This is a genomic window from Lacrimispora sphenoides (assembly GCF_900105215.1).
GTDB classification, from domain to species: Bacteria; Bacillota; Clostridia; order Lachnospirales; family Lachnospiraceae; genus Lacrimispora; species Lacrimispora sphenoides_A.
This window is the reverse complement of sequence record NZ_FOIP01000002.1, coordinates 1,390,396-1,417,064: the sequence shown is the minus strand read 5'-3', so window position 1 is coordinate 1,417,064 and position 26,669 is coordinate 1,390,396. Positions and strand designations below refer to the sequence as shown.

The following is a 26,669-nucleotide window of genomic DNA, read 5'->3' as shown; positions in this document are numbered from 1 at the left end:
CTGCTTTTTTAATCTGAATTGCAGAGTACTATTCCCTCTGCATATTATCTTTCTGCAAACTTCTCTACGATTTTAAGAAGCAGCTCTACCACTTTCTCCATGGACTGAACCGGAATGAACTCAAACTTTCCATGGTAGTTATAGCCTCCGGTGCACAGGTTTGGACAAGGAAGCCCTTCATAAGACAAACGGGCCCCGTCCGTACCTCCGCGGATGGGGGTTACCAGGGGTTCTATTCCGATTTCCTCCATGGAAGTCTTTGCTATATCGATCAGGTACATGTGAGGCTGGATCTTTTCCTTCATGTTATAGTAACTGTCCTTTAAAGTAAGTTCCACGGTCCCTGCATAATAGCGGCTGTTGAGATATTCCGCCACCCTCTCTATAAATATCTTTTTCTCTTCAAATCTTTCTTTGCTGTGATCCCGGATAATATAATCCATGCGGGCTTCTTCCACCGTTCCGCTCATAGAATCCAAATGGAAAAATCCCTCATATCCTTCCGTATACATAGGATTTTCAGCAGCTGGAAGCATGCTGTGGAACTCCATAGCCATAAGCAGGGCATTTCTCATTCTTCCCTTGGAAGATCCTGGATGGATGCTGGAGCCGTGCACCCGGACCTTTGCGGAAGCTGCATTGAAATTCTCATACTCCAGCTCTCCTAAGCCACCGCCGTCTACGGTATAAGCTACATCTGCGCCAAAGCCCTTTACATCAAAGAAATCTGCGCCTCTTCCAACCTCTTCATCCGGTGTAAAGCCAATGCGGATGGTTCCATGGGGAATCTCCGGATGGGATAAAAGATACTCCGCCATAGCCATGATCTCGGCAACTCCGGCTTTGTCATCCGCGCCCAACAGGGTGGTTCCGTCCGTTGTAATGATATCCTGTCCCTTGTACTTTAATAGATCCGGAAAATCGCTTGCTTTCATGATCAGTCCGGTTTCTTTATTCATCAAAATATCACTGCCGTCATAATTTTTCACGATCTGCGGCTTCACTCCCGTCCCGGAATATGCAGGCGCGGTATCCATATGGGCAATAAAACCAAGCACCGGAACAGGCTTTTCCATGGTGGCAGGTATGGTAGCATAAACGTAGCTATGCTCATCCACCATCACATGCTCTGCCTTCATGGCCTGAAGCTGGGCCGCCAGTTCTCTGGCTAATACCCGCTGCTTTTCTGTACTTGGAACTGCCTCCATATCCTCCTTAGACTGCGTGTCAAAGGATATATACTTTAAAAAATTATCTAATACTTGTGACATAATCAAATCGCCTCTTTTTCTAAAATTTATTTTTCATATTTAAAATGGCTTTTATAGCTCCCGCCGCGGACCATATGGACAGGCCATAACCAATGGCAAGGTCAATGAAAAATCCTCTCCACATATCCATATCGGACATCAGTTTTCCAAAGTTGGAGAAAACATAGGTTAAGGTTTCAAAGCTGGCTTCATACTGGAAGTATCCCCTTGTCATGGATACTGCATAATCCAGAAGATTGGCTCCGGTGATCATTCCGGCTGTTATTATAAGACAAATGACGGCCCCCTTTTTATCCAGCGAACCTCCAAGCTTCTGATAGCCACTTAAGGCAAGCTTCAGCATAACAAATCCGGCTATTCCGGCAACAAATCCCACCTGACCGATGAGCACCCAAAGCCCCACTCCTAAAAGAGAGGCAAACAGCGCCCCGATCACGCCAAAGAACGGATTGGAAGGCTTTTGTTCAAGGGAGGCGGATACCTGTAGAATCGCTTCTGGATCCCCATTTTCAGGATACTGGTGGTATTCCCCGGTCAGAATATTTTCCGCTAATTCCTCTTTTTTATCCTCAATTTTCCTTTTCACCTGGGTGATGAGTTCCTGGAATCCATCCTTGTTCTTTCTTCCCCCCATAGCAAGGGTATGGTATTTCTGATCCTTCGTTTCAACCATAAGCCTTTTTCCCGTTGCATAGGAGGTATCATAAATCCGCACAACAGCCTCATATGGGATGATAACAAATCCTTCTGCATTGGCAATGATATAATCATTGGTCAAGTAAAGCTGTTCTTTTTCATAGGAGGAGGTACTGGCCCCATTAAGCTGTCTGTCTAATGCAAGCAGTCTTTCTCCTGTCCATGCCTTTAAGGTTGTACGGCTTATCTTAAACCTCCGGCTTTTAAGCTTCCATACCAAAAGCAAGGTTCCTGCCAGGGCGGCCAGAAATCCGTATGAAAAAATGAGAGAAATTGTTTCCGAAGCATTGGAGGCCGGCTTTCTGGTGGTATCCAGATAGTATTCTCCGAAATAATCCGAAAAATTATCCTCCGTTACAAGTTTCTCTCCCAACATCTCATTGTAGCTTTCCATGGCATACTCCCGGATATCAGCCTCAATGCGCGACGACATTCCGTAAAATACCGCTGGCTCCGGTGCTTCCTCGGACTCATCGTACAAATAGGATTGAATCTGTAAATATTCCTCAGGCAGGTCCCCATGGACCTGTACAATATAAGGAAGCAGGTTTTCATCATAAGCAAAGTAATAATGATTGGTTTCCTTAAAATCCGATGCAAACTCCCATGTCATCATATGGGCCTTTAAGCTGCTGTAAATATCTGCGCCATCATACACATGAAACCCTATCGGTTCCACACCAGGCTTCGTATTTCCCAAAAGCTTCATGCCCATTCCTGCACCAAAAAAGGAAACGGCGGTGATATACAGGAAAATAACCGGTAACACCCAGTTGTAAATCCGTGTCATCCGTGTCATCCTGCCAGACATCTGTTCTTTCATACCCATAGCCTCCCATAATTTCCATTTTTTTATTATACCATGGAACAATCAGGCTGTCCATGGCTCTATGTACACAAAAAACGCTGGAAAAGCAAGCAGCCTTCCCAGCGTTTTTATAAAGTTTATCGATTGGACAGTTCTCTGGTAATATCTTCCCAGGATACTCCTTTATAAGCCATGAGCACCATCATATGATAAAGGAAATCTGAAATTTCGTATTTTACTTCCTCCGGATTTGGATTTTTAGCTGCTATAACAATTTCCGTTGACTCTTCTCCCAGCTTTTTTAATATCTTGTCAAGACCTTTGTCAAATAAATAATTGGTATAGGAACCTTCCTTTGGATTTGTCTTTCTGTCAAGGATTACATTAAATACCTCTTCAAATACCTTTAAGGGATTGCTCTCCTGATATTCTTTTTTTACCAGATTCTGATAAAAGCAGCTTCTCGCCCCTGTATGGCAGGCAGCTCCGATCTGGTTCACTTTTGCTAACAGCGTATCATTGTCGCAATCTATGTCCAGGGACTTCACATACTGATAGTGGCCGGAGGTTTCTCCCTTCCGCCAGAGGCTTTTACGGCTTCTGCTGTAATAGGTCATGCATCCTGTTTTTAGCGTTTCGTGAAAGGCCTCTTCGTTCATATAGGCCAGCATGAGCACTTCTCCTGTCCTGTAATCCTGGGTGATTACAGGAATGAGGCCAGCATCACTAAGCTTAAACTGGTCAAAGCTTACCGGGCTTTCAAAGGTATCTACTCCGATTCCAAGGGCTTTTAAATCCTGCTTCAAATCCATGCAGTTCACTTCCCCGTCAAAGCTTCCCACCAGGCCTTCCACATTTTCCACTCCAAGGGCATAAGCAAAGAGATCTGCATCTTCCCCGCAGCTGGTGATCAAAAAGGCCTCTTCACAGGCTGAAACAGCCTGGAGTTTTTCTTCTGTGACTTCATCCCCCAGAATCATGACAGAAGCACCCAGCTGGGCGTATTCCTTGGTCCGCTCCAAATACGAACAGTCCGGAAGATAAGCATAAATCTTATCATCTCCGAACCTGTCTGCCGCCTCTTTCATCAAATCCACATTTTCATCAAGGCTTACGTCAAGAAATGCTGCTTTTGCTCCTGCGTAAAGGTATTTCTTCACATCTTCCAGCCGCCTGACTCTTCCCCCTAAAATCACAGGAATATCTGACAGCCTTGCAATTTCCTTCATAAGGCCGATTGTACGTTCATGATCTTCCTCTGACTCAGACAGATCATGCAGAAAGAGCTCATCTGCTCCGCTGTCACCGAAAAAACATGCCAGCGTCAAAAGATTTTCTCCATAGCACGTCATTTGATCATCAAGCCTTACTGCCTTCCCTTCCCGGATTCCAAAACCTGCAATTAGTTTTTTATACTCCATCATCATATCCTCCCCTGATGATCCCGCTTTTCAAAGGCTTTAATGGCTTCCTTTAAATCGATCCGCTTTTCATACAACGCCTTCCCTATGATGGCACCGCGGACACCTGCACGATAAAGCTGCCTTAAATCTTCCATAGAAGACATTCCGCCGGACGCAATGATATCCATTCCGGTTTCTTCCGTCAGCTTTTTCGTATACTCCACATTGGGTCCTGTCAGCATCCCATCCCTGGATATATCGGTATAAACGATATGGCGGACACCATATTCCCTCATCCTGTTGCAAAGCTCTGATGCAGTGATTCCGCTGATCTTTTCCCAGCCTTCCACCGCTACCATACCATCCTTTGCGTCAACGCCTGCCACAATACGGTCCTGCCCGAACTTTTTCACCATATCCCGGATAAATTCCGGATTCTCGACGGCCTTCGTCCCGATGATTACCCTGGCTACTCCCAGAGAAAGCATGGATTCGATTGCCTCTTCGCTTCGGATGCCGCCGCCTATTTCGATTGGCATGGAAACGGTATCCGCTATTTTTTTGATCACCTTTTCATTAACAGAACGACCGGCCAAAGCCCCATCTAAATCTACCAGATGAAGAAATGTAGCGCCCTGGGACTGCCAGAGGGCAGCTACCTCCTCCGGCTTTTGGGAATATACGGTGATCTCCTTAAATTCTCCCTGTTTTAAACGGACGCACTGCCCGTCTTTTAAGTCAATTGCTGGATAAAGCTGCATATGGATTCTCCTTTATAATGTTCCCTTTGTAGACAGTACCCCTGTGATTCTTGGATCAGGGGATGTTGCCTCATCCAAGGCCTTTGCAAATGCTTTGAAGGCTCCTTCGATCACATGGTGGTTATTCTCTCCTGCCATTTTTCTGATATGCAGGTTCATTTCAGAAGCATATGAAACAGCATAGAAAAATTCCTTCAGCATTTCTGTCTCAAATTCCCCCACCCGTTCGCTGGTAAGCAAAACATCGTAGCCTAAATACGGCCTGCCGGATAGGTCAATGGCGCAGAGGACCAAGGTTTCATCCATAGGAAGGATCATGCTGCCGTAACGCCTGATGGATTTCTTATCACCAAGGGCCTGTTTGATGGCAGTTCCCAGGACAATGCCCGTATCTTCAACAGTATGGTGGGTATCTACCTCAAGATCTCCTTTTACCGACAAGGTTAAGTCAAAAAAGCCATGACGGGCAAAGCTGTTTAACATGTGATCAAAAAATCCAATCCCCGTATGGATGTCAGCTTTTCCGCTGCCGTCTATATCAAGGTTCAGCCGGATATCTGTCTCACGGGTTACACGGGAAATCTCTGCACTTCGTCCCATTTTTTAACCTTCTTTCATGTTTATAATTAGGTGACTCCGCAGTGGCGCTCGCAAAACCTGCGGTTTTACTCACTCACGGGCATTCGCCCTATGGAATAGGCCGGAAGAGAAATTTCTTACGTGCAAGCACGACGAAATTTTTCTACCGTCCTATTCCGCACTGCTCATTGCTTTCGTGGAAAAGCGCACTTTCACAGAATTGGCGTGGGCGGTTAAATGCTCTGCCTCGGCAAATGCTTCGATATCTTCATGGATCTCTTCCAACGCTTCCTTTGAGTAATAAATAATGCTTGATTTCTTTATAAAATCATCCACACTTAAAGCTGAGAAAAATTTTGCCGTGCCATTGGTAGGAAGCACGTGGTTTGGTCCGGCAAAATAGTCTCCAAGAGGCTCAGAACTGTACTCTCCAATAAAGATTGCACCTGCATTATGAATCCTGGTCATGTCCTCAAAAGGATTTTTGGTGATGATCTCCAAATGCTCCGGAGCGATCTCATTGACAGCATAGATGGCTTCCTTCATAGTATCTGCCACTAGAATATAGCCGTAATTATCCAGGGACTTTTCAATGATCTCTCTGCGGGACAGTTCCCGGGTAAAAGTCTCTATTTCCTCTGATACCTTCTCAGCTAACTCCATACTGGTAGTTACTAAAATAGCAGAAGCCAACTCATCATGTTCTGCCTGGGACAATAAATCTGCCGCCACAAAGCGGGGATTGGCGCTCTCATCTGCAAGTACCAGAATCTCACTTGGACCGGCAATGCTGTCTATGCTTACATGCCCGTAAACTGCCTTTTTCGCCAATGCCACAAATATATTCCCGGGTCCTACGATCTTGTTGACCTTAGGGATGGTTTCCGTACCAAAGGCAAGGGCCGCTACCGCCTGCGCTCCGCCCACCTTATAAACTTCAGTAACACCCGCCAGATGAGCTGCTGTTAAGGTGACAGGATTGACCTTTCCATCCTTTCCCGGCGGAGTCACCATGGCAATGCGGCTCACGCCTGCCACTTCTGCCGGAATGATATTCATCAGGACCGAAGACGGATAAGCCGCCTTTCCGCCTGGAACATAAACACCCACGCTTTCTAATGGAGTGATCTTCTGGCCCAGTATGGTACCGTCCGGCTTACTGTCAAACCAGCTGTACTGCCTTTGCTTTTCGTGAAACTGACGGATATTTTTCATGGATTTTTTAAGGATCTCTATGAGTTCCGGGTCCACTTCCTTCATGGCTTCTTCAATTTCCTGTTCGGTCACCTTTAAGTTTCCGGCCTTTATTTCCGCCTTATCAAATTCCTTTGTATAGGCAAATACTGCCTGATCTCCATCCCGTTTCACCGTTTCCACGATTTCCTGGACCGTGTCAGCATATGTGCCGTAATTATTAGGATCTCTTTTTAACAGATCAGCAAGAATATTTCGTCTGGAAGTTTCGTTAAGATTTACAATTCTCATCGGTTTTCCTCCTGCAGCAAGGTACGCAGATCATGGATCAGTTTCGTGATCCTGTCATTTTCCCGTTTCATACTTACCTGATTGACCACCATACGGGCGGATAAGGGGCAGATTTCTTCCAATACCGCAAGTCCGTTTTCCTTAAGGGTGGCACCTGTTTCCACAATGTCCACTATGACCTCGGAAAGCCCTACAATAGGAGCCAGCTCAATGGAGCCGTTAAGCTTTATAATTTCAACGGTCTGATGTTTTTTATTATAAAAATAATCCTTGGCAATCGCCGGATATTTGGTGGCTACACGGATCCTTTCGTGGTGCTTTAAAAGCTCCCCTGTCGATGGAGGACCGCAGACGCACATTCTGCAATTTCCAATTCCCAGGTTCATGACCTCATAAAGCTTTCTTCCTTCTTCTAAAATGGTATCCTTCCCCACTATGCCAAGGTCAGCCGCTCCATACTCTACGTAGGTAGGCACATCGCTGGCCTTTGCAAGAAAGAACCGAATGCCCAGCTCCTCGTTGGTGAAAATCAGCTTCCGGGAATCCTTATCCTTCATCTCTTCACAGGTGATCCCGATTTTTTCAAACATTTCAAGTGACTGTTTTGCAAGCCGCCCCTTTGCCAGGGCAAAAGTCAGATATCTCATACGTACCCCCGATTATTTTAAATATTCCGACAGAGGTATCTCATCTGTACGGTCCAGAATAAGGTTCATGACCTTTACGGAAAACCCGCTTTGGTCCAGATACAGCAGATTATTTAAATCCCGGCGCCTTGCGTATGCCTGATAGTCCTCAAGGGATCGGGCCGTATCCTTACGCTGAAGCTGGACCGCCATGCCGGATTCCCGGAAATGGCTGGAAAGCCGGATTGCATGTTCCCTGGCTTCTTTCTCATATAGGATCATGGTGTTCACCAGATCAACCTTCATCTCGATCTTCTGCCTGGAAAGGGCCAGTAAAAGCTCATCCACCGAGATTCCGAATCCCACGGCAGGAGCATTTTTACCAAACTGTTCCAAAAGCTTATCATATCTTCCACCGTTGACCACGTAATCTCCAGTCCCGTACGTATAAGCCTTAAAAATAATACCGGTGTAATACTGATACTGACTCAGCATGCCAAGGTCATAGGAAACGTAATCAGAAAGCCCATAACATGCAAGAATCCGGCTTACCTCTTCCAAGCGTTCAATCGCCTTTAGCGCCCTTGGATTGGAAGTCAGTTCCCTTGCTGCCTGGATCTGTTCAAGGGAACCGAACAGTTCCGGGAGCTTTAAAAACACCTGTTTTAACTCCGCATTAATGGGCTGGGCCATTACCAGTTCTTCTACGCCAAAATAATTCTTATTTTCAATAAGCTGTCTTAAGGCCTCCTCCATTTCCTCATCCATGCCGGCTTCTTCCATCAGACCTTTAAAAAAGTCCACTTCGCCTAATTCCACCTGGAATTCCGTTAATCCTGCTGCCTTTAAGGCCCTGATCACCATCGCAAGGATTTCTGCATCCGCATCCGCGGAATCGTCTCCGATAAACTCCACTCCGGTCTGACTGGCTTCCTTAAGCCGGCCCTGATAGCTGGAATTATTGATAAAGGTTCTCTCTATATAGCAAAGACGGATGGGCATATCCTCATCCAGAAAATATTTGGCCGCACATCTGGCTATGGCAGGCGTTTCATCCGGACGCAGCACTAAGGTGTGGTTATCCCTGTCAAAAAACTTAAACATCTCCTTTGCCTTGACACTTCCCCTGGACTCATTGAAAATATCAAAAAATTCGAAGGTGGGAGTTTCAATGTCCTGATATCCGCACAGATGAAAAACTTTTAACATCTTCTCCTGTACAGCAGCCTTTCTCGTACACTCTACTCCATAGATATCCCGGACTCCATCCGGCGTATGTAACAGTTTATTTGCCATAATAACCTCCGTCTTCTGCTTCGATCTTCCATGATAAGCCGCCATAATATGCAGCGAAGAAAATTATTTTCACGGTTTATCATTTTATATCACTTTCTTGTAGTAAAGTGATAATTTGATAACGTATAGTCGATTATAGGGGAAAAAGTGGTTCTTGTCAATCTCTTCTATCCAAATCTTTCTGAATCAGTTCCAGGTAGTGAACGAAAATATCCCGCAACCTCCGTATCCGCCAGGTTTTATCCACCTCTTCATAGGTAAAGCTTTTCCGCCCGCCCTCTTCCATTCGTGTCCAGAACCGTTTCAGCTGGTCAAATGGAAGATAATACATCTCATCCTTCTGGGTATAAGATAAAATGATAAAAGCAATACCTCCCTGGCTTTCAAACTCTTCCATGAAAGCGACTTGATGAGGGTGGATATTTTGTAGGGGAAATGTGCCAGCCGAGCATTCCTTGGCATCAAAGCATACCGGAATCCCCTGTACAGCCCCGATATAATCCACTGTACTTTTCTGGTCGAAATACGCCAGGGTGATGTGGCGGCTTTCCTTATCAATGGAAATAGGGGTGATCGGCGTGGGTATTTTCTGGATCAAAGCCAGTCCTTTTTCCCGGTAGCTATCATTACTTCGGTTAATCAGATCTTCAAGTGCAGAGCCTCTTAACCCTCTTGTATTCCAGGTTCCCATCTCTGCCTCCTATCTCCAGTCCCTGCATATTTTGGAAAAGGTCTTTGGTAAAGGCGCATAAAAAGTGCGGCCAGATAAATAGGCAAGGGGCTCCGCCAGCTCCGGAAATGTCACCTGATAAGAGTGTAGGAGCTGGGACTGAATGTGATAAAGCTTTTTTGCTTCCTCATTCACCCTGCTGTCCCCATATTTATAGTCTCCTACGATTGGGTGTCCAATGGAGGATAAATGAGCACGGATCTGATGGGTACGTCCTGTGATCAGAGTGACCTTAAGGAGAGTGTATCCTTCATGCCACTTTACCGGCTCATATTCCGTCTCAATCGGAGCGCTCCCGGGAACCTCCTGTATATGGACCGTCACCTGATTGGTTGCTTCCGACTTGGTTAAATACCCTGTGATCACCTGTTTATCTGAAATCTGCCCCTTTACCACGCACTGATAATACTTGTGGATGCTCCTGTCCTTAAAGGAGGCTGACATGAGCTGAAGACCTGGAAGCGACTTACCACACACTACCAGGCCGCTGGTGTTCCGGTCCAGACGGTTGCACACGGAAGGCCGGAAGCTCCTTAACTGTTCTGTGGATAACTGGCCGCCTGAAACCAGATAATCGATCATGTATTCCACCAGGGATTCATCCGACTCCTTAGCTTTCTGGGAGAGCATGCCTGCAGGCTTATTTACCAAAAGGATGTGCTCATCCTCATATATAATGTTTAACGATACTTTTTTTACTTCCTGAAGCTTTAACTGGGAAAACTTTTCAATAGTTTCATCGGAAAGAAAAAGTTTGACCTCGTCTCCTTCTGCAAGCTTTTCCGAGCCTTCACACTTCCTACCGTTTAAGGTGATGTTTTTCTTTCTCATCATCTTATAAAGAAAGCTCTTTTCTGCAAGATTCAAATATTTGGAAAGCAGCTTATCAAGGCGCTGCCCTGCTTCATTTTTCGATACAATCAAAGACTGCATGTTTTATCCTTTCCATATACTACTCATGTATTTGGGACAGAGCCCGCCCCGCTTTATTGGGTGTAAAGGGATACCCGAAGGGTATTTCTGTCCTGCCGGTTACATGGATAAGCTTTTTAACAACGTGACTCCACGCTCCACGCTGCCGTCATCCTTGTACTCTGCTTCCGGTCTCAAGCTGGAAAGGTGTTTGAAAAATTCCTCTTCATCCAGAATGAGCCTTATATCCAGCTTTACCTGATGGCTGAGGAACATATCCTTAAAAAAACATTCTGCTTTTCCTGTGTCCAGCTTTTTAGCTGTACAGTAAGCATAGATGCCGGTTGGATGAACCGCAGCCACATCCACCGGCATGACCGCATCCCTTGAGGTGATGATCAGATCGTAAAGCAATCTGCTTTTTCCTTCATGGGAACATGCTTTTTTATAAAGTTCCTCGTTCAGCGTTTTGTACTTCCAGGAGGCCAAAAGGGGGGATGCCCAATTGGCCATCGGAAGAACGGATAAAATGGCTGTAACCGTCAGGATATTTTTAAAGGATGAGCTGTCTGCCATTGTCCGGGCCAATAGCTGTATGAGAATCAGGGCCGCCCCGGCAAGGACCTTCCCTAATTCTGTTCTTCTATGATAATTACGGTAACCGTACTGTCCCTTCCTGTATCGTTTCACTTTTGTATTCCTCTTCCTTTGCCTTCCTTTAAGTAGTCTTCATAAGCCCCTTCATAAGACGAAAGATTACGGTATGAGGGATTGTCTTGCACATAAGCCGGAAGGACTTCATGGTGGTTCCATACACGGAAACCGGACGCCCCATCATGCTGTCCCGCAAAGCAATTCGCACCACTTTCTTAGGATCAGCCATGACGATCCGCTTATAAAGAGGGATCTTTCCTGTGGTTTCCGCAATATCAAAAAATTCGGTTTTCACTGGTCCCGGGCAAACCGCCGTCACATAAATCCCCTTTTGCTTCAGTTCTTCATTCAGAGCCCTGCTGTAACTTAACACAAAGGATTTAGTAGCCGCATAAATGGCAAATCCGGGTTGGGGCAGAAAGGAAGCAGCAGAGGAAAACTGTATGATGCGGCTGTTCTTTGACATATAGGGAAGGACCATATGGGTTACGGCACAAAGGGCTTCGCAGTTTAATTCCACCATGCCCATCTCATCCCCTATATTTATGCTCCCCACGGCGCCGATTTTTCCATAACCTGCCGCGTTGATCAACCACTTTACCTCCGGTTTTTCTTTCGCCAGGATATCCTCTAAGCTCATCAGTTTACTCTTATCCGTCAGGTCAATGGCAAAGGTCCGGACCTTAACCGGAACATTAGGGGACAGCTCTTCCAGCCGGTCTTCCCTTCTAGCTATGGCCCATATTTCTCCAATCCCATTAAAACGGTCAGCAATCTGCATGATAAATTCTCTTCCCATGCCGGAAGACGCACCTGTTACAATGGCAATCTTCATAATCGTTCCCTTCTTTTCTCTTATTTTTGCCTACATATTTGGGGCAGAGTCCACCCCGCTTTTCCGGATGTGAATATACCCGAAGGGTATTTCTTTCAAGTCAGGATTATTTTTTACCTGCTTTTTTATGGACGTTCCTAATGGTCTTTTTCTTTTGTTCCCGACGATCTTTTGTCTCTGAAGCAGCCCCTCTTTTCCCGCTGTAAGGATTCTTCCCTGTTTTGTTATCTGAGAAACCGCCTGGAGCACCTGCCCTTGGACGGATTAAGCATTTTTTGTCATACCCGATCAAATCGGTGCGGCCTGCAAGTCTTAATGCCTCGGAAACCAATTCATAATTTTTCGGATTCCGATACTGGATGAGCGCTCTTTGCATGGCCTTTTCATGGGGATTGACCGGTACATATACCTTTTCCATGGTACGGGGATCATATCCCGTGTAATACATACAGGTGGATATGGTGGAAGGGGTAGGGTAAAAGTCCTGTACCTGTTCCGGCATATATCCCAAATCCCGTAAATATTCTGCAAGCTCCACAGCTTCCGAAAGTCCGGAGCCTGGATGGGAAGACATTAAATAGGGAACCAGATACTGTTTCATTCCAAGCCGCCCATTCATGTCCTTATATTCCTTTACAAACTGGCGATATACCTGATTCCGGGGCTTTCCCATTTTTGAAAGCACCTTATCCGACACATGCTCCGGTGCCACCTTTAGCTGTCCGCTGACATGGTACTGACAAAGCTCCTTTAAAAACTTTTTACCGGGATCCGCCAGCACATAATCAAACCGGATGCCGGAACGGATGAATACCTTTTTCATCTTTGGCAGGCTTCTCAGCTTTCTCAGTAACTCAATATAATCCGTATGGTCCGCTTTCAGATTTTTACATGGTTCTGGAAACAGGCACTGCCGGTTGGCGCAAGCCCCTTTCGTCATCTGTTTTTCACAGGCCGGGTACCTGAAATCGGCCGTAGGACCTCCTACGTCATGGATATATCCCTTAAAGTCCGGTTCCTCTGTCAAAAGCTTCGCTTCATCTAAAAGGGAGTTATGGCTTCTGGCTTGTATAATCCTGCCCTGATGAAAGGTAAGAGCACAAAAGCTGCAGGCACCAAAGCAGCCCCGGTTGCTGATCAGGCTGAATTTAATTTCACGGATAGCTGGAACTCCTCCAAGTTCCTCATAGGAAGGATGGTAATTCCTCATATAAGGAAGGGCATATACCTCATCCATCTCCTCCATGGATAGAGGCTTGGCGGGAGGATTCTGAACGACAAACAGATTGTCCTTATATGGCTCCACCAGACGCTTTCCGGTAAATGGGTCCGTATTATTATATTGAATGTAATAGCTTTTTGCATATTCTTGTTTTTCAGCCTTCATTTTATCAAAAGAAGGAAGGATCTGGGCATCATATACGGATTCCAGGCTATCCGTCTTATAGACAGTGCCATCGATAAAAGTGATATCCTTGATGTCGATCCCGCTGTTCAATGCGTCTGCAATTTCCACAATGGACGTTTCCCCCATCCCATAGGAAATTAAGTCCGCCTGGGAATCAATCAGAATGGAATGCTTTAACCGATCCGACCAGTAATCGTAATGAGCCAGACGCCTTAAGCTGGCTTCAATGCCGCCGATGATGACAGGCGCTTTCTTATATACGGACCGGATCAGATTACAGTAGACCGTAACCGCATAGTCAGGTCGCTTTCCCATAACGCCCCCTGGTGTATATGCATCCTGCTGTCTGCGTTTCTTTGAAACGGAATAGTGATTTACCATGGAATCCATGTTGCCGCCTGAAACCAGGAATCCCAGGCGTGGTTCTCCTAAAACCTGAATGCTTGCCCGATCCTTCCAGTCCGGCTGGGATATAATCCCCACTTTATAGCCATGGGCCTCTAAAAGGCGGCTGATAATGGCATGGCCAAAGGACGGATGGTCCACATAGGCATCTCCGGTGACATAGATAAAGTCACATTGCTTCCACCCTCTGATATTCATATCAGCCCGGCTCATGGGAAGATAATCGTGCATCATGATATTTCGACCTTTCTTTTCAGTATCTGGTGATAATCGTATATAAAATAGTCAGCCAGCTGCCGTTTTTCTTCTTCCATCTCTCTGGAAAATTCATCATCAATGGCGCAGACCGTCATACCGGCCCGCTTTCCTGCCAGAATTCCGGCAGGAACATCCTCAAAGACCAGGCATTGAGCGGGAGATACGGAAAGCTCCCCTGCAACCTTTAAATAAATATCCGGCGCAGGCTTTCCACAAGTCACCTCGCAGGAAGTAACCACTACCTGAAAATATTGCCCGATATTTAAGGAATCAATCACCGCATCCACCATCTGTCTGCCATTACTGGTGGCAATTCCGGTCTTTAATCCTCTTTCAGTAATGTATTTAAGAAAATCTCCTGCTCCCGGCTTTAACCAAACCTCGTTCCTATATTTTTCAATGGACATATCCGTCCACACAGCCTTGATTTCCTCAAGGGATTCTTTCAGCTTGAACCGCTCTTTAAAATAAAAAGCAGTTTCCGAAAAGCTCATCCCTTCAATCTCCTTTTGTAAATCTTCCGGACATGCAAGCCCTCTGCTGCCAAGAAATTCTATATCAATGGATTTCCACATCCACATGGAATCAACCAGTGTTCCATCCAGATCAAAAATTACTGCTTTCTTTTCCTCTAACATCTTCTGCTTTTGTCTTCCTTTCCTTGTTATCGCCCATGTAGTCTGGGCATTAAGGTATACCCGAAGGGTGTTTCCTTATTTACCATGACTTTTTAGTTTCAGGATTTCATCCTCTGAAAGCGGGCGGTATTCACCCGGTTTTAACTCCTCATCTAAGATCAGGCTTCCCATAGACATCCTCTTTAAGTATATCACACGGCACCCAAGAGTTTCAAACATTCGTTTGACCTGATGAAATTTTCCTTCGCGGATGGTCAGGTAGATTTCAGAAAGCACTTCATCCTTACCCCGCTTTCGTACTTCCAGCAGGGCTGGCATTGTGGGAGTTCCATCAGAAAGCACAAGACCTTCCTCCATACGTTCCTCTGCGTCATGCGGAAGCTCCCCTTCAACCCGGGCAAAATAAACCTTATCCACATGCTTTTTGGGAGACAGAAGGCGATGAGCTAAGTCTCCGTCATTGGTGATGAGAAGAAGCCCCTCTGTATCAATATCCAGCCGTCCCACCGGAAAAAGATCATCCCGTTTCCGCTCCTCAATGAGACTGATCACGGTTTCATAGCGGGAATCTTCTGTGGCAGATACCACGCCCTGAGGCTTGTTAAGCATGTAATATTCATATCGGACATAGGATACCGGACGCCCATCCACGGATACCTGTTGTTGTTCCGGATCGATTTTGCGCTCCGTCCTTTTCTCCGGTATGCCGTCTACCAGAATCCTGCCTTTTCTGGCCATTTCCTTGATCTGGCTTCTCGTTCCTTCTCCCATCTCTGTTAAATATTTATCAAGTCTCAGTTCCTTCATTATTGCCACCGCCATCCCGGATAGTATTTGTTTTTAAGTGTCGCTCCGCTCCCCTTGGCAAAGCCAAGAGGGAAGCCTTCCACACAGATCAGGCACCAGCCTTTGATAGGTTCCTCTCCGTCTTTCAAGGAAATGGTTTCTCCCTTTAAATAGCGGATTACCCTATCATCCTGCTTTTCCCAGGAGACAACTTGTTTGAACTCTTCCGGCTTTAAGGCCATAGCAAAGGCCTGTCCCGGCTCAAAACGGTCCTTTTTCATCTCTCCCAGCAAAAGTCCGGTCCTTAAGTAGCGCAGGCCTTTTGTATTCTCCTGAAAATGTTCCGGCAAATAGTAAACCGCATCATTCTTTATCCGGATCCGGGAACTCTCCAGGGGCTTTGAGACCATGGAAAGAAAATTAGAAAGTTCAGCAGGAAGGGGGGACTGTTTGCTTCCGGTCTTCCCATAATCCTTATATCCAGCCGGGCTTCCTTTCTTTTTTAACAACGCCATAAAATGGCCCTCTCCCTTGATCTTATGGGGAAAAAGGCGGAGGCAGCCGGGGAGGCCGATCCCACCGCTGGCTCCTTCAAAAAGAGGAAGCCTGATAAGCTCCATCTCCTCATGGCACTCCAGAGTCCGTCTGATGATGTCTTCATTCTCACAGGCTGAAAACGTGCAGGTAGAATATAAAAGATATCCGCCAGGTGCAAGCATGTCTGCCGCCTGATCCATAATTCCCCTTTGGATCGCAGCATAATACTCCGGCCCGTGTTCCTCATAGCTTTTCACCATATCCGCATCCTTGCGGAACATCCCTTCTCCGGAACAGGGAGCATCAACCAGTATTTTATCAAAAAATTCACCGAAGGTTTCCTTTAATTTTTTTGGTTCCTCGCTGGTGACACAAATATTCTCAATCCCCCACAATTCTAAGTTCTTAAGCAAAGCCTTTGCCCTGGAATTGCTGATGTCATTGGACACCAAAAGGCCTTTGCCTTTCAGCTTTGCCCCCAGCTCCGTGCTTTTCCCTCCTGGCGCTGCACAAAGATCAAGTACCTTGTCTCCCGGAACCACGGGAAGCAGGCTTGCCGGCGTCATAGCGCTGGGTTCCTGGAGATAATAAAGCCCGGCGTAGTAATAAGGATCTTTTGCCGGACGTTCTTCCCCCTCATAGTAAAAACCGTTATGAATCCAGGGAACGGGCTTTAGCTTAAGGGTTGTCATGTTTGTAAATTTTTCCAAGGTTATCTTAAGGGTATTGATACGCAGCCCATAGAGCCGCTCCTCATCAAAGCTTTTTAAATACGCTTCATACTCTTCTTCCCCTAATAAATCTTTCATTCTGTTTAAAAATTCTTCTGAAATCTTCCGTTCTTTCACGTTGTCGCTCCCATCTTGCGTCAAAGATGTTCGATTCGCCTTAAGCTCATCGAACGGCTAGTTTACCAAAGCATGGCGTGTAATTCTGCCTTCATTAAATAAACTATGCCTATGTAAGCAATCTTAATATAGCATATCGAAATTTGCAAGGCAAGTTTCGATAAAAAGCCGGTATACTAATACGAATATTTCAACCGGTATTTCTCCAGATATTTTAAGACCCAATAGGGATTTACGCTCATCTCCTCATTATGATCGGTCCGCAAATAAATTCCCAAATGCAAATGGACTGGAAAGTTGCCGGTAGTACCCTCTACCTGGCTGTAACCAGTGTCCCCCATAAAGCCCAAAAGTTCTCCCGCAGTTACCTCGTCCCCTTCCTTCCACTGCTTGCTGTAGCCGTAAAGATGGGCATAATAAAGATACGCTCCCTTAGGAGTCCGTATCCCGATCCGCCAGCCGCCCTTTTCCAGCCACCCCACTTTTTCCACCACTCCGTCGCTCATACTGACCACCGGATAATGCCCTCTTGGCTGATCATTGCTCATGATGTCGCAGCCTTCATGCCCTCGTTCTCCTCCATAGGTCCTGGTGTCCATCCAGCCGTTTTGATAGCTAATATCCGGAGAACCGGGCTGAACGGATAAGGGGATCGGAAAAAACTTTAAATCATATAAAATAGTTTCATAAGCCTGACGGAGCTTTCTATACTCCGCCGGCTTTACCTTTAATAGCCGGTCCGTATGGGTATCACGGTCTGTGACCCCAGTCAGATCATATTGATGCTCCACCATTAAGGAAGTCAAAGTATCATAATCAAGAGAATCCCATTCTGCCACCATTTTTCCAAGCTTTAAGCTTCTGAAGTCATCGCTTTCCCAGGTATAAGCGTCGAGCTGGTAAAAGGTAGGATTATTATACAGGTAATCGATCATGGTTACCTGGAAAACAGAAAGGATCAGGATGAAAAGAAGAATCACCATCATATCAGTCATGCCATTTCATATAATTGTATAAAACAATCTATTCAGGTGTACATGAAAAAATCCTTCTTCCGTCTGCTTTCCGTTGCTGCCTTAATTCTATTGCTCCGTTTTCCGTCCACAGCCTTTGAAGGTGCAAGAAACGGACTTGTTTTATGGGGCTCTGTAGTGATACCCACTCTTTTGCCCTTTATGATCTGCTCCAATGTCATTGTTGCCTTAAATGCAATCCGCATCCTTATTTTCCCCTTCAGAAGGATCCTGCATCGATTCTTTTGCCTTTCGGATGCCGGAAGCTATACCCTTGTTTCCGGACTTCTCTGCGGTTATCCCATGGGAGCCAGAACCTGCAGTGATTTCATGGATAATGGACGTATCTCGGAAAAAGAAGGAAGATACCTTTTAGCCATCTGCAATCATCCCAGCCCCATGTTTTTATTAGGCTATGCTGCCGGAGGGCTTCCACCAGCCGTACCAGTCTGGCTCCTTCTTGTCTGCGTTTACCTGCCCATAATTCCTCTTTCCATTGCAGCCCGGAGCTGTTATGGCATAAACGGACCTGCCCTGTCCCTTCCGGTCACCAGAGAATCTTCCAAATCCTTTGATGACAGCTTAATGGATTCCTGCGAAGTCATGGTAAAAATTGGGGGATATATCATGCTTTTTTCCATCCTGGCCCTCTACATAACTACGATTCCCATAGACCTCCCCCAGTATAAGGCCCTTATCCTGGGATTTGTTGAAATGACCACAGGAATCAAGGCTGTTTCCCAGGCCTTTTCAGGAGTCTCTACAGGCTTATGGATCGGAACCGTAACCGCATTTGGAGGATTATCCGGCATCTTTCAGACAAAGAGTGTTATAAAAAATGCCGGATTATCCATCCGGCACTATGTAGCTTGGAAAGTACTTCACAGCTTCCTTACCATCATATTTTTTATTCTGTTGTCCCGTTTTCTTCCGTTCCTTCCACGGGCATGACAGCTCCTGTCAGCTCCTGGCGGTTAGAGGAGACGATATCATAGCTTGACTGCATGGAAGTCATAAAGGCATCAAAACGGCCCTGAGCTCCTTCCATGGAATGACTGATAATAGTCTGAAGGCTCTTTAACATGTCATCCGTATACTGGACAGAGCTTTGCCTGATTCCGTTGGCGTCAGAAACCGCCTGTTCCACGATCTGCTGGGCTTGGCTGTTAGCCTGTTCAATAATATCATTGGCCTGGGTATATGCTTTCTGCATAATCTCATGCTCATTAACCAACTCATTTGTCTGAGCATTGGCCTGGGCCAAAATAGAATCCGCCTGCTGGCGGGCTTCACTCATAATGGCGTCACGATTGCTTATGATCTTCTGATACTGCTTGATTTCATCCGGAATGCGCAGACGAAGTTCTACCAGAAGCTCTTCAAGTTCATCCCTGTTGACCACAATCTTACTGTTGGAGAGCGGCTGGTATTTGCAGCTGTCAATATATTCTTCAATTTCACCGATTAACTGTTCAATTCTGCTCATCATAATACGAACACTCCTTACTTTTATTTCATTCTATCTTCCATCTTCTTCATTACACGCTCTGCAACGCATGCAGGTACAAACGTGTTTATCTCTCCACCATAGGCGGCGATCTCCTTCACAATGCTGGAACTCAAGTAAGAATATTTTAAATTCGTCGTCAAAAACACAGTATCAATTTCTGGGGCCATGACCCGGTTTGTCTGTGCGATCTGCAATTCATATTCAAAATCCGTTACAGCCCGAAGCCCGCGAATCACTGCATCCGCCTGTTTGGCTCGTACAAAATCTACCAAAAGTCCTCCAAACGACTCCACCTCCACGTTGGGAAGGTGTTTCGTAAGGCTCTTTAACATATTAACACGTTCTTCTACAGAAAACAACGGAGTTTTTGAATTATTATTTAAAACTCCTATGATCAGATGGTCCGACATCCTGGCAGAACGTTCTATAATATCCAGATGACCAAACGTCACCGGATCAAAGCTTCCCGGATACACTGCTTTTCTCATATGGTCTCTTCCTCTTCCTTATTATTGTCCATGTATTTTGAGCAATTTCTTATAGTTCTTTCCTTGCTATAAAAGCATGTTTATTGGTTTTATAATTCTTTTCCCTTATCATCCGGTATCCCAGATTCTCCAAAAAATCAAAAGAAGTTTCTAAAGAAGCTTCCACAATCATCGTCGTGTCCTCATCAATCAGCCGGGAATCAGCCAGATACTGCAAAACCTTTTTTTCCCAATCCTGATTATAGGGAGGGTCCATAAATATAAAATCAAATACATACCCTTTCCCTTCCAGCCTTCCAAGTCCTGTCATAACGTCACAGTTCATCACAATGGCGCCATCCTCCAGCCTGGTGGTCATTAAATTCTCACGGATGCATTCCGTTGCCCCCGGACTCTGTTCCACAAAAACCGCCAGCCTGGCTCCCCGGCTCAGTGCCTCAATTCCGATAGCCCCACTGCCAGAGAATAAATCCAAAAAACAGCAGTCAGGCATGTCCCCTTGTATCATATTAAAAAGTGTTTCTTTAATTCTATCTGTCGTAGGCCGCGTATCCTGCCCCTCTATCGTCTTCAAAACAAGCCTCCTGGCTTTTCCGGCAATTACTCTCATAACAATTCCTCACTTTATTTTTCCAAACCATTATAGTATGAAATCGGCAGATATACAACTGATTTTTCGCGCCAGCAATGAGCCATGGTGAAAAAATGCAGAAATTCAGGCGCGTTGTGCTTGCACATAAGCACCTGAACTTCTGTATTTTTTCATAGGGCGAAGCCCGCGACCCTGACTGCGCTCCGCGCAGTCAGGGTTCCATGGCGGACTCAACTACCGCACCAACCCTACCTATACCATCCCACCCCAAATCAAAAAAAACAGGAGCCACAGCCCCCATAACTGATTGTCAGTTACGAAACTGCAACTCCTGCTTCCCTTCAATCGTCCATGCTATTGGACTAAATGTTATTTCTTGTTATATTCGAAGGGTGTTTCATTGTTTTTTACAGATTATTTACCTGCCATCTGTCTTTCCTGGGCTTCGATCATCTTCTTAACCATATAACCGCCTACGGAACCGTTCTGAGCAGAAGTTAAGTTACCGTTGTAACCGTTGGTTAACGGAACACCAATCTCGCTAGCTACTTCCATTTTAAAACGATCCATTGCTTCTTTTGCCTCTGGTACATTTGTAGTATTAGATCTACCTGACATAATGATATGCCTCCTTTTCATCTATTCACCATGATTTTGTTTTTTTAATAATTCATGGTTGTTTTGTGCTACACTCCTATTATGGCTGGAATAGAATGAAATACACTAGAAGGTTTTTCGTAAAATGTTTTTTTCTGGAAAAAAATCTAGCCCTCAAAAACATTCTCATGCAGATACATTATTAACCCTAATTAACAGACTCCAATATCTTTTCAATATTCGTTTTCACCAACTGAAACGCAACCTCATTCATGCCGCTGTTTATAATAACATCTGCCATTGGTTTCGTAGGCTCCACATACAAATAATGCATAGGCTTAACTGTGGTTAAATACTGTTCCACAACACCCTCGATATCCCGGCCTCTTTCCTTTACATCCCGGATCACCCGGCGAAGGATCCGTTCATCGGCGTCAGCCTCCACAAAGATTTTTATATCAAACATGCTCCTTAAGCGCTCATCCGCAAAAACCAGGATCCCCTCGACTAAAATAACCTTTTTAGGCTCCACCTTCACCACATTTTGAGAACGGTTGTGCATGGAATAATCATAAACAGGACAATCAACCGATTCACCTGCCCGAAGCTTTCGAAGCTGATCCAGCAAAAGCTCTGTTTCAAAAGCTTCGGGATGGTCATAATTCATTTTCTTTCTCTCTTCAAAAGAGATTCCATCCTGCTTTTTATAATAATTATCATGATAAATAACCGCGATATCATCACAAAATGCATCCTTTAACCGGTTGGTAAAGGTCGACTTCCCTGAGCCGGTTCCTCCGGCAATTCCAATTATCACACACTTCATCTTCCGTGCTCCTCCACTCGTTTACCGTACAAAAGGGTTCAACCTCTTAAAAAAGTTTGAACCCTTTTATCTTTTACTCAATTACAGTCGCTTCCTCAAATACAACCGTATTAGGCTTTATTGCATTATAAAAATTAGTAAAAGTAACCTTCATATAAGGATATACATAAATGAAAGCAATACCGCAGGTGACAAGGCCTAAAAGCTGCCATAAAATAAAGGACAGCTCCAGAACAAAGAATTCCCACTTATGTCCTACCATCATTTCCTTACTTTCACGAATGCATTGCATAATACCTTTACTTGGATCCTCAACCATAATAATAACAGCCTGTGAATAGCGGTAAGCAGCTATAATTCCCGGAATGATTAAAAGCAATGTCCACAAAAAAGTAAGTAAAGACACCATGAGAATCAATCCCAGAGCTTTTAACAAATACCTTACAGATCCGAATAAATCCCCATATGACATAGTATCATCCCTGTTAGCAACTTTTAAACAGTAAGACTGATACCCAAACTGGATAATGGTGCTAACAACAATATTAATAACTAAAAAAATAATGCTGCTGACTGCAAATGCTCCGGTCTGGCCCAAATCATAAGCGCCAGCATTGTCTATCATTTTCTGCCATATATCCAAAAAACCTTGCACCGCAGATAATATAACCATGATGACACCCATTATTAATGTAACTATAATAGGACTTACCAGCGCATCCCTCATGGCATCCTTTGCATCAAATTTTAAGGCTTTTCTACTCATTACATTCCTCCTGTTTCCTTGCATTCATAATTTTACGTAAATTAGTGTATCATTTGCAGTCGATTATTGCAAATATTTTCTGCAAAAATCAAAAAACCAGATAATTATAACTACAAATTAAGCTTATCATAGCTTTTCTCAAGATACTCTTGCAGCTTGCCTTTCAGTTCCTGGTGTTCCTCTTTTTCCAGCTCCGGATCCACATGAAAAAGCCGTTTCACTTCTTCTGATACAGTCTTTAACAGGTTTGCATCCGTAAAAATATCCCCCAGTTTAAATTCCAGATCCCCACTCTGCCTGATTCCGAAAATATCGCCGGGTCCCCGAAGCTTTAAATCCTCTGAGGCAATAAAAAAGCCGTCATTGGACTGGTTTAAGATATCCAGGCGTTCTTTCGTCCCTTCCTGTTCCGAAGCTCCTACCATAATACAGTAAGACTGATATTTTCCCCGCCCTACACGCCCTCTCAGCTGGTGAAGCTGAGCCAGCCCGAAGCGCTCTGCATTTTCAATCATCATTACCGTTGCATTGGGAACATTCACTCCTACTTCGATTACAGTAGTGGAAACCAAAACTTTAATTTCCCCACCTGCAAATCTTTCCATGATCCCGTTTTTTTCCTTAGGCTTCATTTTCCCATGAAGAAATTCCACAGAAATTCCCGGAAGTGCCTCTCTTAAGGTTTTCGTATAATCCACTACATTTTCCGCATCAATCATCTCGCTGGCTTCTACCATAGGGCAGATCACATAGGCCTGCCGGCCGCTTGCTATCTCTTTCTGGATAAATTCATAGGCCTTCTTCCGGTAGCCGGTATCTACCACACAGTTTTTAATGGGCAAACGGTTTGCCGGTAGCTCATCAATAATAGAGATGTCCAGATCCCCGTAAATGATAATGGCAAGGGTTCGTGGGATGGGCGTTGCGCTCATAACCAGAACATGAGGCTCTTCTCCCTTTTTACCCAGCATTTCCCGTTGGCCGACTCCGAACCGATGCTGTTCATCGGTGATCACCAGTGCCAGATTATCGTATACCACCTTCTCCTGAATGAGGGCATGGGTTCCGATTATGATATCCGCCTCATGGGAAGCTATCTTTTCGTATGCAATCCTTTTTTCCTTTGCCGTCATGGAGCCTGTAACAAGTATGGGCTTTTTGTCGATCTGATGCGCGTCAAACAGCACTGTCATGGATTCAAGATGCTGCTTTGCCAGTACTTCCGTAGGCGCCATAAGAGCTCCCTGATATCCGTTATACGCTGCCTGAAGGAGGGCGAGTATGGCAATGATCGTCTTACCGGAGCCTACATCTCCCTGAATAAGCCGGTTCATGACCCTGCCTCCCGACAGATCGCCGTATACCTCATTTAAAACCTTTTCCTGGGCATTTGTAAGAGAATAGGGAAGACTTTTCCTCAAGGCTTCTACTTGAGGAGAGAGGCTTAAAATATAAGCACTTTTTTTATCCTCTCTGCCATCCTTTAAACGCCGGACCGCCATGAGAAAAAGAAAAAATTCATCAAACACCAGTCTTTTTCTGGCAAATAGCAGTTCGCTCCGGTCCGTCGGAAAATGAATATGTTCAATAGCAAAATTATATTCCGCCAGTTCGTGTTTTTTTCGCAATTCAGCAGGCATATAATCCCGTACCATACTCCGGAGGCTTAACGCCTGTCTTTGAGCTCTTACAATGGTTTTATTGCTCAGCCCCTTGGTCTGTCCATAAACAGGCTGCATGGAATGCACCACCTGCTCATAGGCTTCTTCCGTAAATACCTCCGGCTGTTCCATGGTAAGACGTCCGCTTTTCTTCACCACCCTGCCCCGGAAAATAGCCCGTGTTCCTGCTTTTAAAGTGGAGTGAAGATAGGGCATATTGTACCAGGTGAGCAAAAGAGTTCCCGTCATATCCTTTAAAGTTGTTGTGATGACCTGGATATGGCTGTACCGTTTAACATCCGGAGTCTTGTAAAGCATACCGGCCACAGTCATCACCTGATCCGGTTTAAGCTCCCCAATAGGGCAAGGCTCCTCATAGGTGTCATAGGCCCTTGGATAATATTCCAGAAGATCCCCAACGGTTATCACTCCCACCTTTTGAAACAATTTCCCTGTTTTTTCACCGATTCCCTTTAAGGAATCAATTGACTCACCATTCAAAGACGGGTTCCCCTCCTTTCTTTTTCCCTGCACAGCAAAACCGGGCAGACAGGCCTCGTCTGCCCGGTATATAAAATGCCGCTGGCTCTTTTTATTCTACTGATATGAGATAATAATAAATTGGCTGGCCGCCTGCATGAAGCTCTACCTCGCAATGGGAAAACAACTCTTCTGCTTTTTCCTTAAGCTCTTTTGCCTCATCTTCTTTGACATCCTTGCCGTAATAAACGGTCACTAATTCAGATTCTTCTTCCACCATGGCTTCCATGGCTTCTAACACTGTGGACTCAATTTCCTTTCCAACAGCCAAAATACCACTGTCGCCAAGCGCCATGATATCCCCTTCCCGGATCTCAATATCATCGATCATGGTATTGCGGACCGCATAGGTAACCTGTCCGGTTTTCACTCGGGACATCTCTGCTGTCATGATCTTTTCATTATCCTCCGGTGATAAATCCGGAGCAAAATTGATGATGGCAGTAATGCCCTGTGGTATGGTTTTTGAAGGGATCACAATAACCTTCTTGTCTTCCACCAGGCTTTTGGCCTGCTCGGCAGCCAATATGATGTTTTTATTGTTTGGCAGGATATAGATGGTATCGGCATTCACCTTTTCGATGGCATTTAACATATCCTCTGTACTTGGGTTCATGGTCTGACCGCCCTGAATCAGGTAATCTGCGCCGATCCCCCGGAATATTTCATCAAGTCCTTCCCCTGCCGATACGGATATAAAGCCATAGGGTTTTCTCTGCTCCGCCTTTTTTTCGCTCTCAGCCTTTTGCTGCGCTGCAAGCTTTTCTGATTCTTTAATTAATTTTTCCTGATGCTCTTCCCTCATATTATCGATCTTCATGCGGGATAAAGAGCCATAAGTAAGGGCCTTCTGGATTGCAAGTCCCGGATCATTGGTATGAACATGGACTTTTACCACGTCATCGTCTGAAACAACCACAATGGAATCACCGATAGATTCTAAGTATCCCTTGAAATCGTGTTCCTTCTTATCATCATAGTGGTTTTCCAGATTAATAATAAATTCGGTACAGTAGCCGAACCGGATATCAATGTCAGCAGTTGTAGCCCCTGAGGCTCCGGCAGTATCAACCGGGCGCTTTTCAACCTCTACAGATAAGTCTACCTCTTTGCCCGACAGGCAATCAAAGGCACCCTTCATTACCTGCATAAGGCCCTGGCCGCCGGAATCTACTACTCCGGCCTGCTTTAAAACCGGAAGCATCTCCGGCGTCTGGCTTAATACATAATCACCATGTTCGATTACCTTCTGACAGAACTCAAGGATATCCTCTGTCTCGGTGACCAGCTCCGCAGCCTTTTCTGCCATTCCTCTGGCTACAGTAAGAATGGTTCCCTCTTTGGGTTTCATGACTGCTTTATAAGCAGTTTCTGTTGCCCGCACAAAGGAATTGGCTAAAACGGTGGCAGTTACCTGATTGGCGGTAGCGATCTCTTTTGTGAAACCACGGAACAACTGGGACAGGATCACACCGGAGTTTCCTCTCGCTCCTCTTAATGAACCGGAGGAAATTGCTTTTGCTAACGATTCCATGGTAGGATTCTCAATGGCAGCCACTTCCTTTGCCGCCGCCATGATCGTCATGGTCATGTTGGTTCCGGTATCTCCATCCGGTACTGGAAACACATTCAGTTCATTAATCCATTCTTTCTTTGCTTCCAGTCCTTTTGCTCCTGCCAGAAATGCCTTTTGCAGCATTTTGGCGTCTATATACTTCATACCCACGGGTAGTTTCCTCC

At 45.3% G+C, this 26,669-nt stretch carries 26 protein-coding genes; 1 reads left to right on the top strand and 25 read right to left on the bottom strand.

Annotated elements, in window-relative coordinates:
- Positions 1–44 precede the first annotated feature (44 nt).
- From pepT to BMW45_RS23230, 17 genes are all read right to left on the bottom strand, one after another.
- On the bottom strand, positions 45–1,271 hold the full coding sequence (pepT, locus tag BMW45_RS23310; RefSeq protein ID WP_092249581.1) for a peptidase T: 1,227 nt from the start codon (positions 1,269–1,271) through the stop codon (positions 45–47).
- 19 nt (positions 1,272–1,290) lie between these two features.
- The gene (locus tag BMW45_RS23305; protein ID WP_092249578.1) at positions 1,291–2,790 is read right to left on the bottom strand and encodes a hypothetical protein; all 1,500 of its coding nucleotides are present in this window, start codon (positions 2,788–2,790) and stop codon (positions 1,291–1,293) included.
- Between the two features lie 122 nt (positions 2,791–2,912).
- Positions 2,913–4,199, bottom strand: a complete 1,287-nt coding sequence (hisIE, locus tag BMW45_RS23300; protein ID WP_025233025.1) for a bifunctional phosphoribosyl-AMP cyclohydrolase/phosphoribosyl-ATP diphosphatase HisIE — start codon at positions 4,197–4,199, stop codon at positions 2,913–2,915.
- Positions 4,199–4,939: a 1-(5-phosphoribosyl)-5-[(5-phosphoribosylamino)methylideneamino]imidazole-4-carboxamide isomerase gene (gene hisA, locus BMW45_RS23295; protein WP_092249575.1), complete on the bottom strand. Its 741-nt coding sequence runs from the start codon at positions 4,937–4,939 to the stop codon at positions 4,199–4,201. The genes hisIE and hisA overlap by 1 nt, the downstream gene beginning before the upstream one ends.
- Positions 4,940–4,951: 12 nt before the next feature.
- A complete protein-coding gene (hisB, locus tag BMW45_RS23290) occupies positions 4,952–5,539 on the bottom strand; it encodes an imidazoleglycerol-phosphate dehydratase HisB (RefSeq protein WP_092249572.1) in 588 nt (195 codons plus the stop codon).
- A 150-nt stretch (positions 5,540–5,689) separates the two neighbouring features.
- On the bottom strand, positions 5,690–7,003 hold the full coding sequence (hisD, locus tag BMW45_RS23285; RefSeq protein WP_092249570.1) for a histidinol dehydrogenase: 1,314 nt from the start codon (positions 7,001–7,003) through the stop codon (positions 5,690–5,692).
- The gene (hisG, locus tag BMW45_RS23280; RefSeq protein ID WP_092249567.1) at positions 7,000–7,650 is read right to left on the bottom strand and encodes an ATP phosphoribosyltransferase; all 651 of its coding nucleotides are present in this window, start codon (positions 7,648–7,650) and stop codon (positions 7,000–7,002) included. Before hisG ends, hisD begins: the two co-directional genes overlap by 4 nt.
- Positions 7,651–7,662: 12 nt before the next feature.
- Entirely contained in the window at positions 7,663–8,925 is a 1,263-nt protein-coding gene (hisZ, locus tag BMW45_RS23275) for an ATP phosphoribosyltransferase regulatory subunit (RefSeq protein ID WP_025233020.1), read from the bottom strand.
- Between the two features lie 157 nt (positions 8,926–9,082).
- Positions 9,083–9,616, bottom strand: a complete 534-nt coding sequence (locus BMW45_RS23270; RefSeq protein ID WP_092249564.1) for a Holliday junction resolvase RecU — start codon at positions 9,614–9,616, stop codon at positions 9,083–9,085.
- 9 nt (positions 9,617–9,625) lie between these two features.
- Positions 9,626–10,588, bottom strand: a complete 963-nt coding sequence (locus tag BMW45_RS23265; RefSeq protein WP_092249562.1) for an RluA family pseudouridine synthase — start codon at positions 10,586–10,588, stop codon at positions 9,626–9,628.
- A gap of 99 nt (positions 10,589–10,687) precedes the next feature.
- Positions 10,688–11,257 (bottom strand): O-linked GlcNAc transferase-like protein, encoded by a 570-nt coding sequence (locus tag BMW45_RS23260; RefSeq protein WP_092249559.1) that lies wholly within the window; start codon positions 11,255–11,257, stop codon positions 10,688–10,690.
- Positions 11,258–11,285: 28 nt separating this feature from the next.
- Positions 11,286–12,056 carry an SDR family NAD(P)-dependent oxidoreductase gene (locus tag BMW45_RS23255; protein ID WP_092249556.1) on the bottom strand — a complete coding sequence of 257 codons (771 nt, stop codon included), beginning with the start codon at positions 12,054–12,056 and terminating at the stop codon, positions 11,286–11,288.
- Between the two features lie 106 nt (positions 12,057–12,162).
- Positions 12,163–14,103: a YgiQ family radical SAM protein gene (locus BMW45_RS23250; RefSeq protein WP_092249553.1), complete on the bottom strand. Its 1,941-nt coding sequence runs from the start codon at positions 14,101–14,103 to the stop codon at positions 12,163–12,165.
- Positions 14,100–14,765 (bottom strand): HAD family hydrolase, encoded by a 666-nt coding sequence (locus tag BMW45_RS23245; RefSeq protein WP_092249550.1) that lies wholly within the window; start codon positions 14,763–14,765, stop codon positions 14,100–14,102. Before BMW45_RS23245 ends, BMW45_RS23250 begins: the two co-directional genes overlap by 4 nt.
- A 75-nt stretch (positions 14,766–14,840) precedes the next feature.
- Complete coding sequence (locus tag BMW45_RS23240; RefSeq protein WP_092249547.1) at positions 14,841–15,572, bottom strand: pseudouridine synthase; 732 nt, start codon at positions 15,570–15,572, stop codon at positions 14,841–14,843.
- Entirely contained in the window at positions 15,572–16,936 is a 1,365-nt protein-coding gene (locus BMW45_RS23235; protein ID WP_092249545.1) for an RsmB/NOP family class I SAM-dependent RNA methyltransferase, read from the bottom strand. The genes BMW45_RS23240 and BMW45_RS23235 overlap by 1 nt, the downstream gene beginning before the upstream one ends.
- A gap of 176 nt (positions 16,937–17,112) precedes the next feature.
- The gene (locus BMW45_RS23230; protein ID WP_092251166.1) at positions 17,113–17,922 is read right to left on the bottom strand and encodes a M23 family metallopeptidase; all 810 of its coding nucleotides are present in this window, start codon (positions 17,920–17,922) and stop codon (positions 17,113–17,115) included.
- 51 nt (positions 17,923–17,973) lie between these two features.
- On the opposite strand from BMW45_RS23230, the gene BMW45_RS23225 reads away from it, so the two are divergent.
- Entirely contained in the window at positions 17,974–18,900 is a 927-nt protein-coding gene (locus tag BMW45_RS23225) for a nucleoside recognition protein (protein WP_092249542.1), read from the top strand.
- On the opposite strand, the gene BMW45_RS23220 is transcribed toward BMW45_RS23225, so the two are convergent.
- From BMW45_RS23220 to BMW45_RS23185, 8 genes are all read right to left on the bottom strand, one after another.
- Positions 18,857–19,438, bottom strand: a complete 582-nt coding sequence (locus BMW45_RS23220) for a vacuolar family H+-ATPase subunit H (protein WP_025233009.1) — start codon at positions 19,436–19,438, stop codon at positions 18,857–18,859. The genes BMW45_RS23225 and BMW45_RS23220 overlap by 44 nt on opposite strands.
- 20 nt (positions 19,439–19,458) lie before the next feature.
- Positions 19,459–19,947 (bottom strand): pantetheine-phosphate adenylyltransferase, encoded by a 489-nt coding sequence (gene coaD, locus BMW45_RS23215; RefSeq protein WP_025233008.1) that lies wholly within the window; start codon positions 19,945–19,947, stop codon positions 19,459–19,461.
- A gap of 49 nt (positions 19,948–19,996) precedes the next feature.
- Positions 19,997–20,557 carry a 16S rRNA (guanine(966)-N(2))-methyltransferase RsmD gene (rsmD, locus tag BMW45_RS23210; protein WP_092249539.1) on the bottom strand — a complete coding sequence of 187 codons (561 nt, stop codon included), beginning with the start codon at positions 20,555–20,557 and terminating at the stop codon, positions 19,997–19,999.
- Between the two features lie 396 nt (positions 20,558–20,953).
- Complete coding sequence (locus BMW45_RS23205) at positions 20,954–21,157, bottom strand: alpha/beta-type small acid-soluble spore protein (protein ID WP_038281954.1); 204 nt, start codon at positions 21,155–21,157, stop codon at positions 20,954–20,956.
- Between the two features lie 187 nt (positions 21,158–21,344).
- Positions 21,345–21,962, bottom strand: a complete 618-nt coding sequence (gene udk, locus BMW45_RS23200; RefSeq protein ID WP_092249536.1) for a uridine kinase — start codon at positions 21,960–21,962, stop codon at positions 21,345–21,347.
- A gap of 73 nt (positions 21,963–22,035) precedes the next feature.
- Complete coding sequence (locus BMW45_RS23195; RefSeq protein ID WP_092249533.1) at positions 22,036–22,728, bottom strand: DUF975 family protein; 693 nt, start codon at positions 22,726–22,728, stop codon at positions 22,036–22,038.
- 110 nt (positions 22,729–22,838) lie between these two features.
- The gene (recG, locus tag BMW45_RS23190) at positions 22,839–24,890 is read right to left on the bottom strand and encodes an ATP-dependent DNA helicase RecG (RefSeq protein ID WP_092249530.1); all 2,052 of its coding nucleotides are present in this window, start codon (positions 24,888–24,890) and stop codon (positions 22,839–22,841) included.
- Between the two features lie 91 nt (positions 24,891–24,981).
- A complete protein-coding gene (locus tag BMW45_RS23185; RefSeq protein ID WP_092249527.1) occupies positions 24,982–26,655 on the bottom strand; it encodes a DAK2 domain-containing protein in 1,674 nt (557 codons plus the stop codon).
- Between the last annotated feature and the right edge of the window lie 14 nt (positions 26,656–26,669).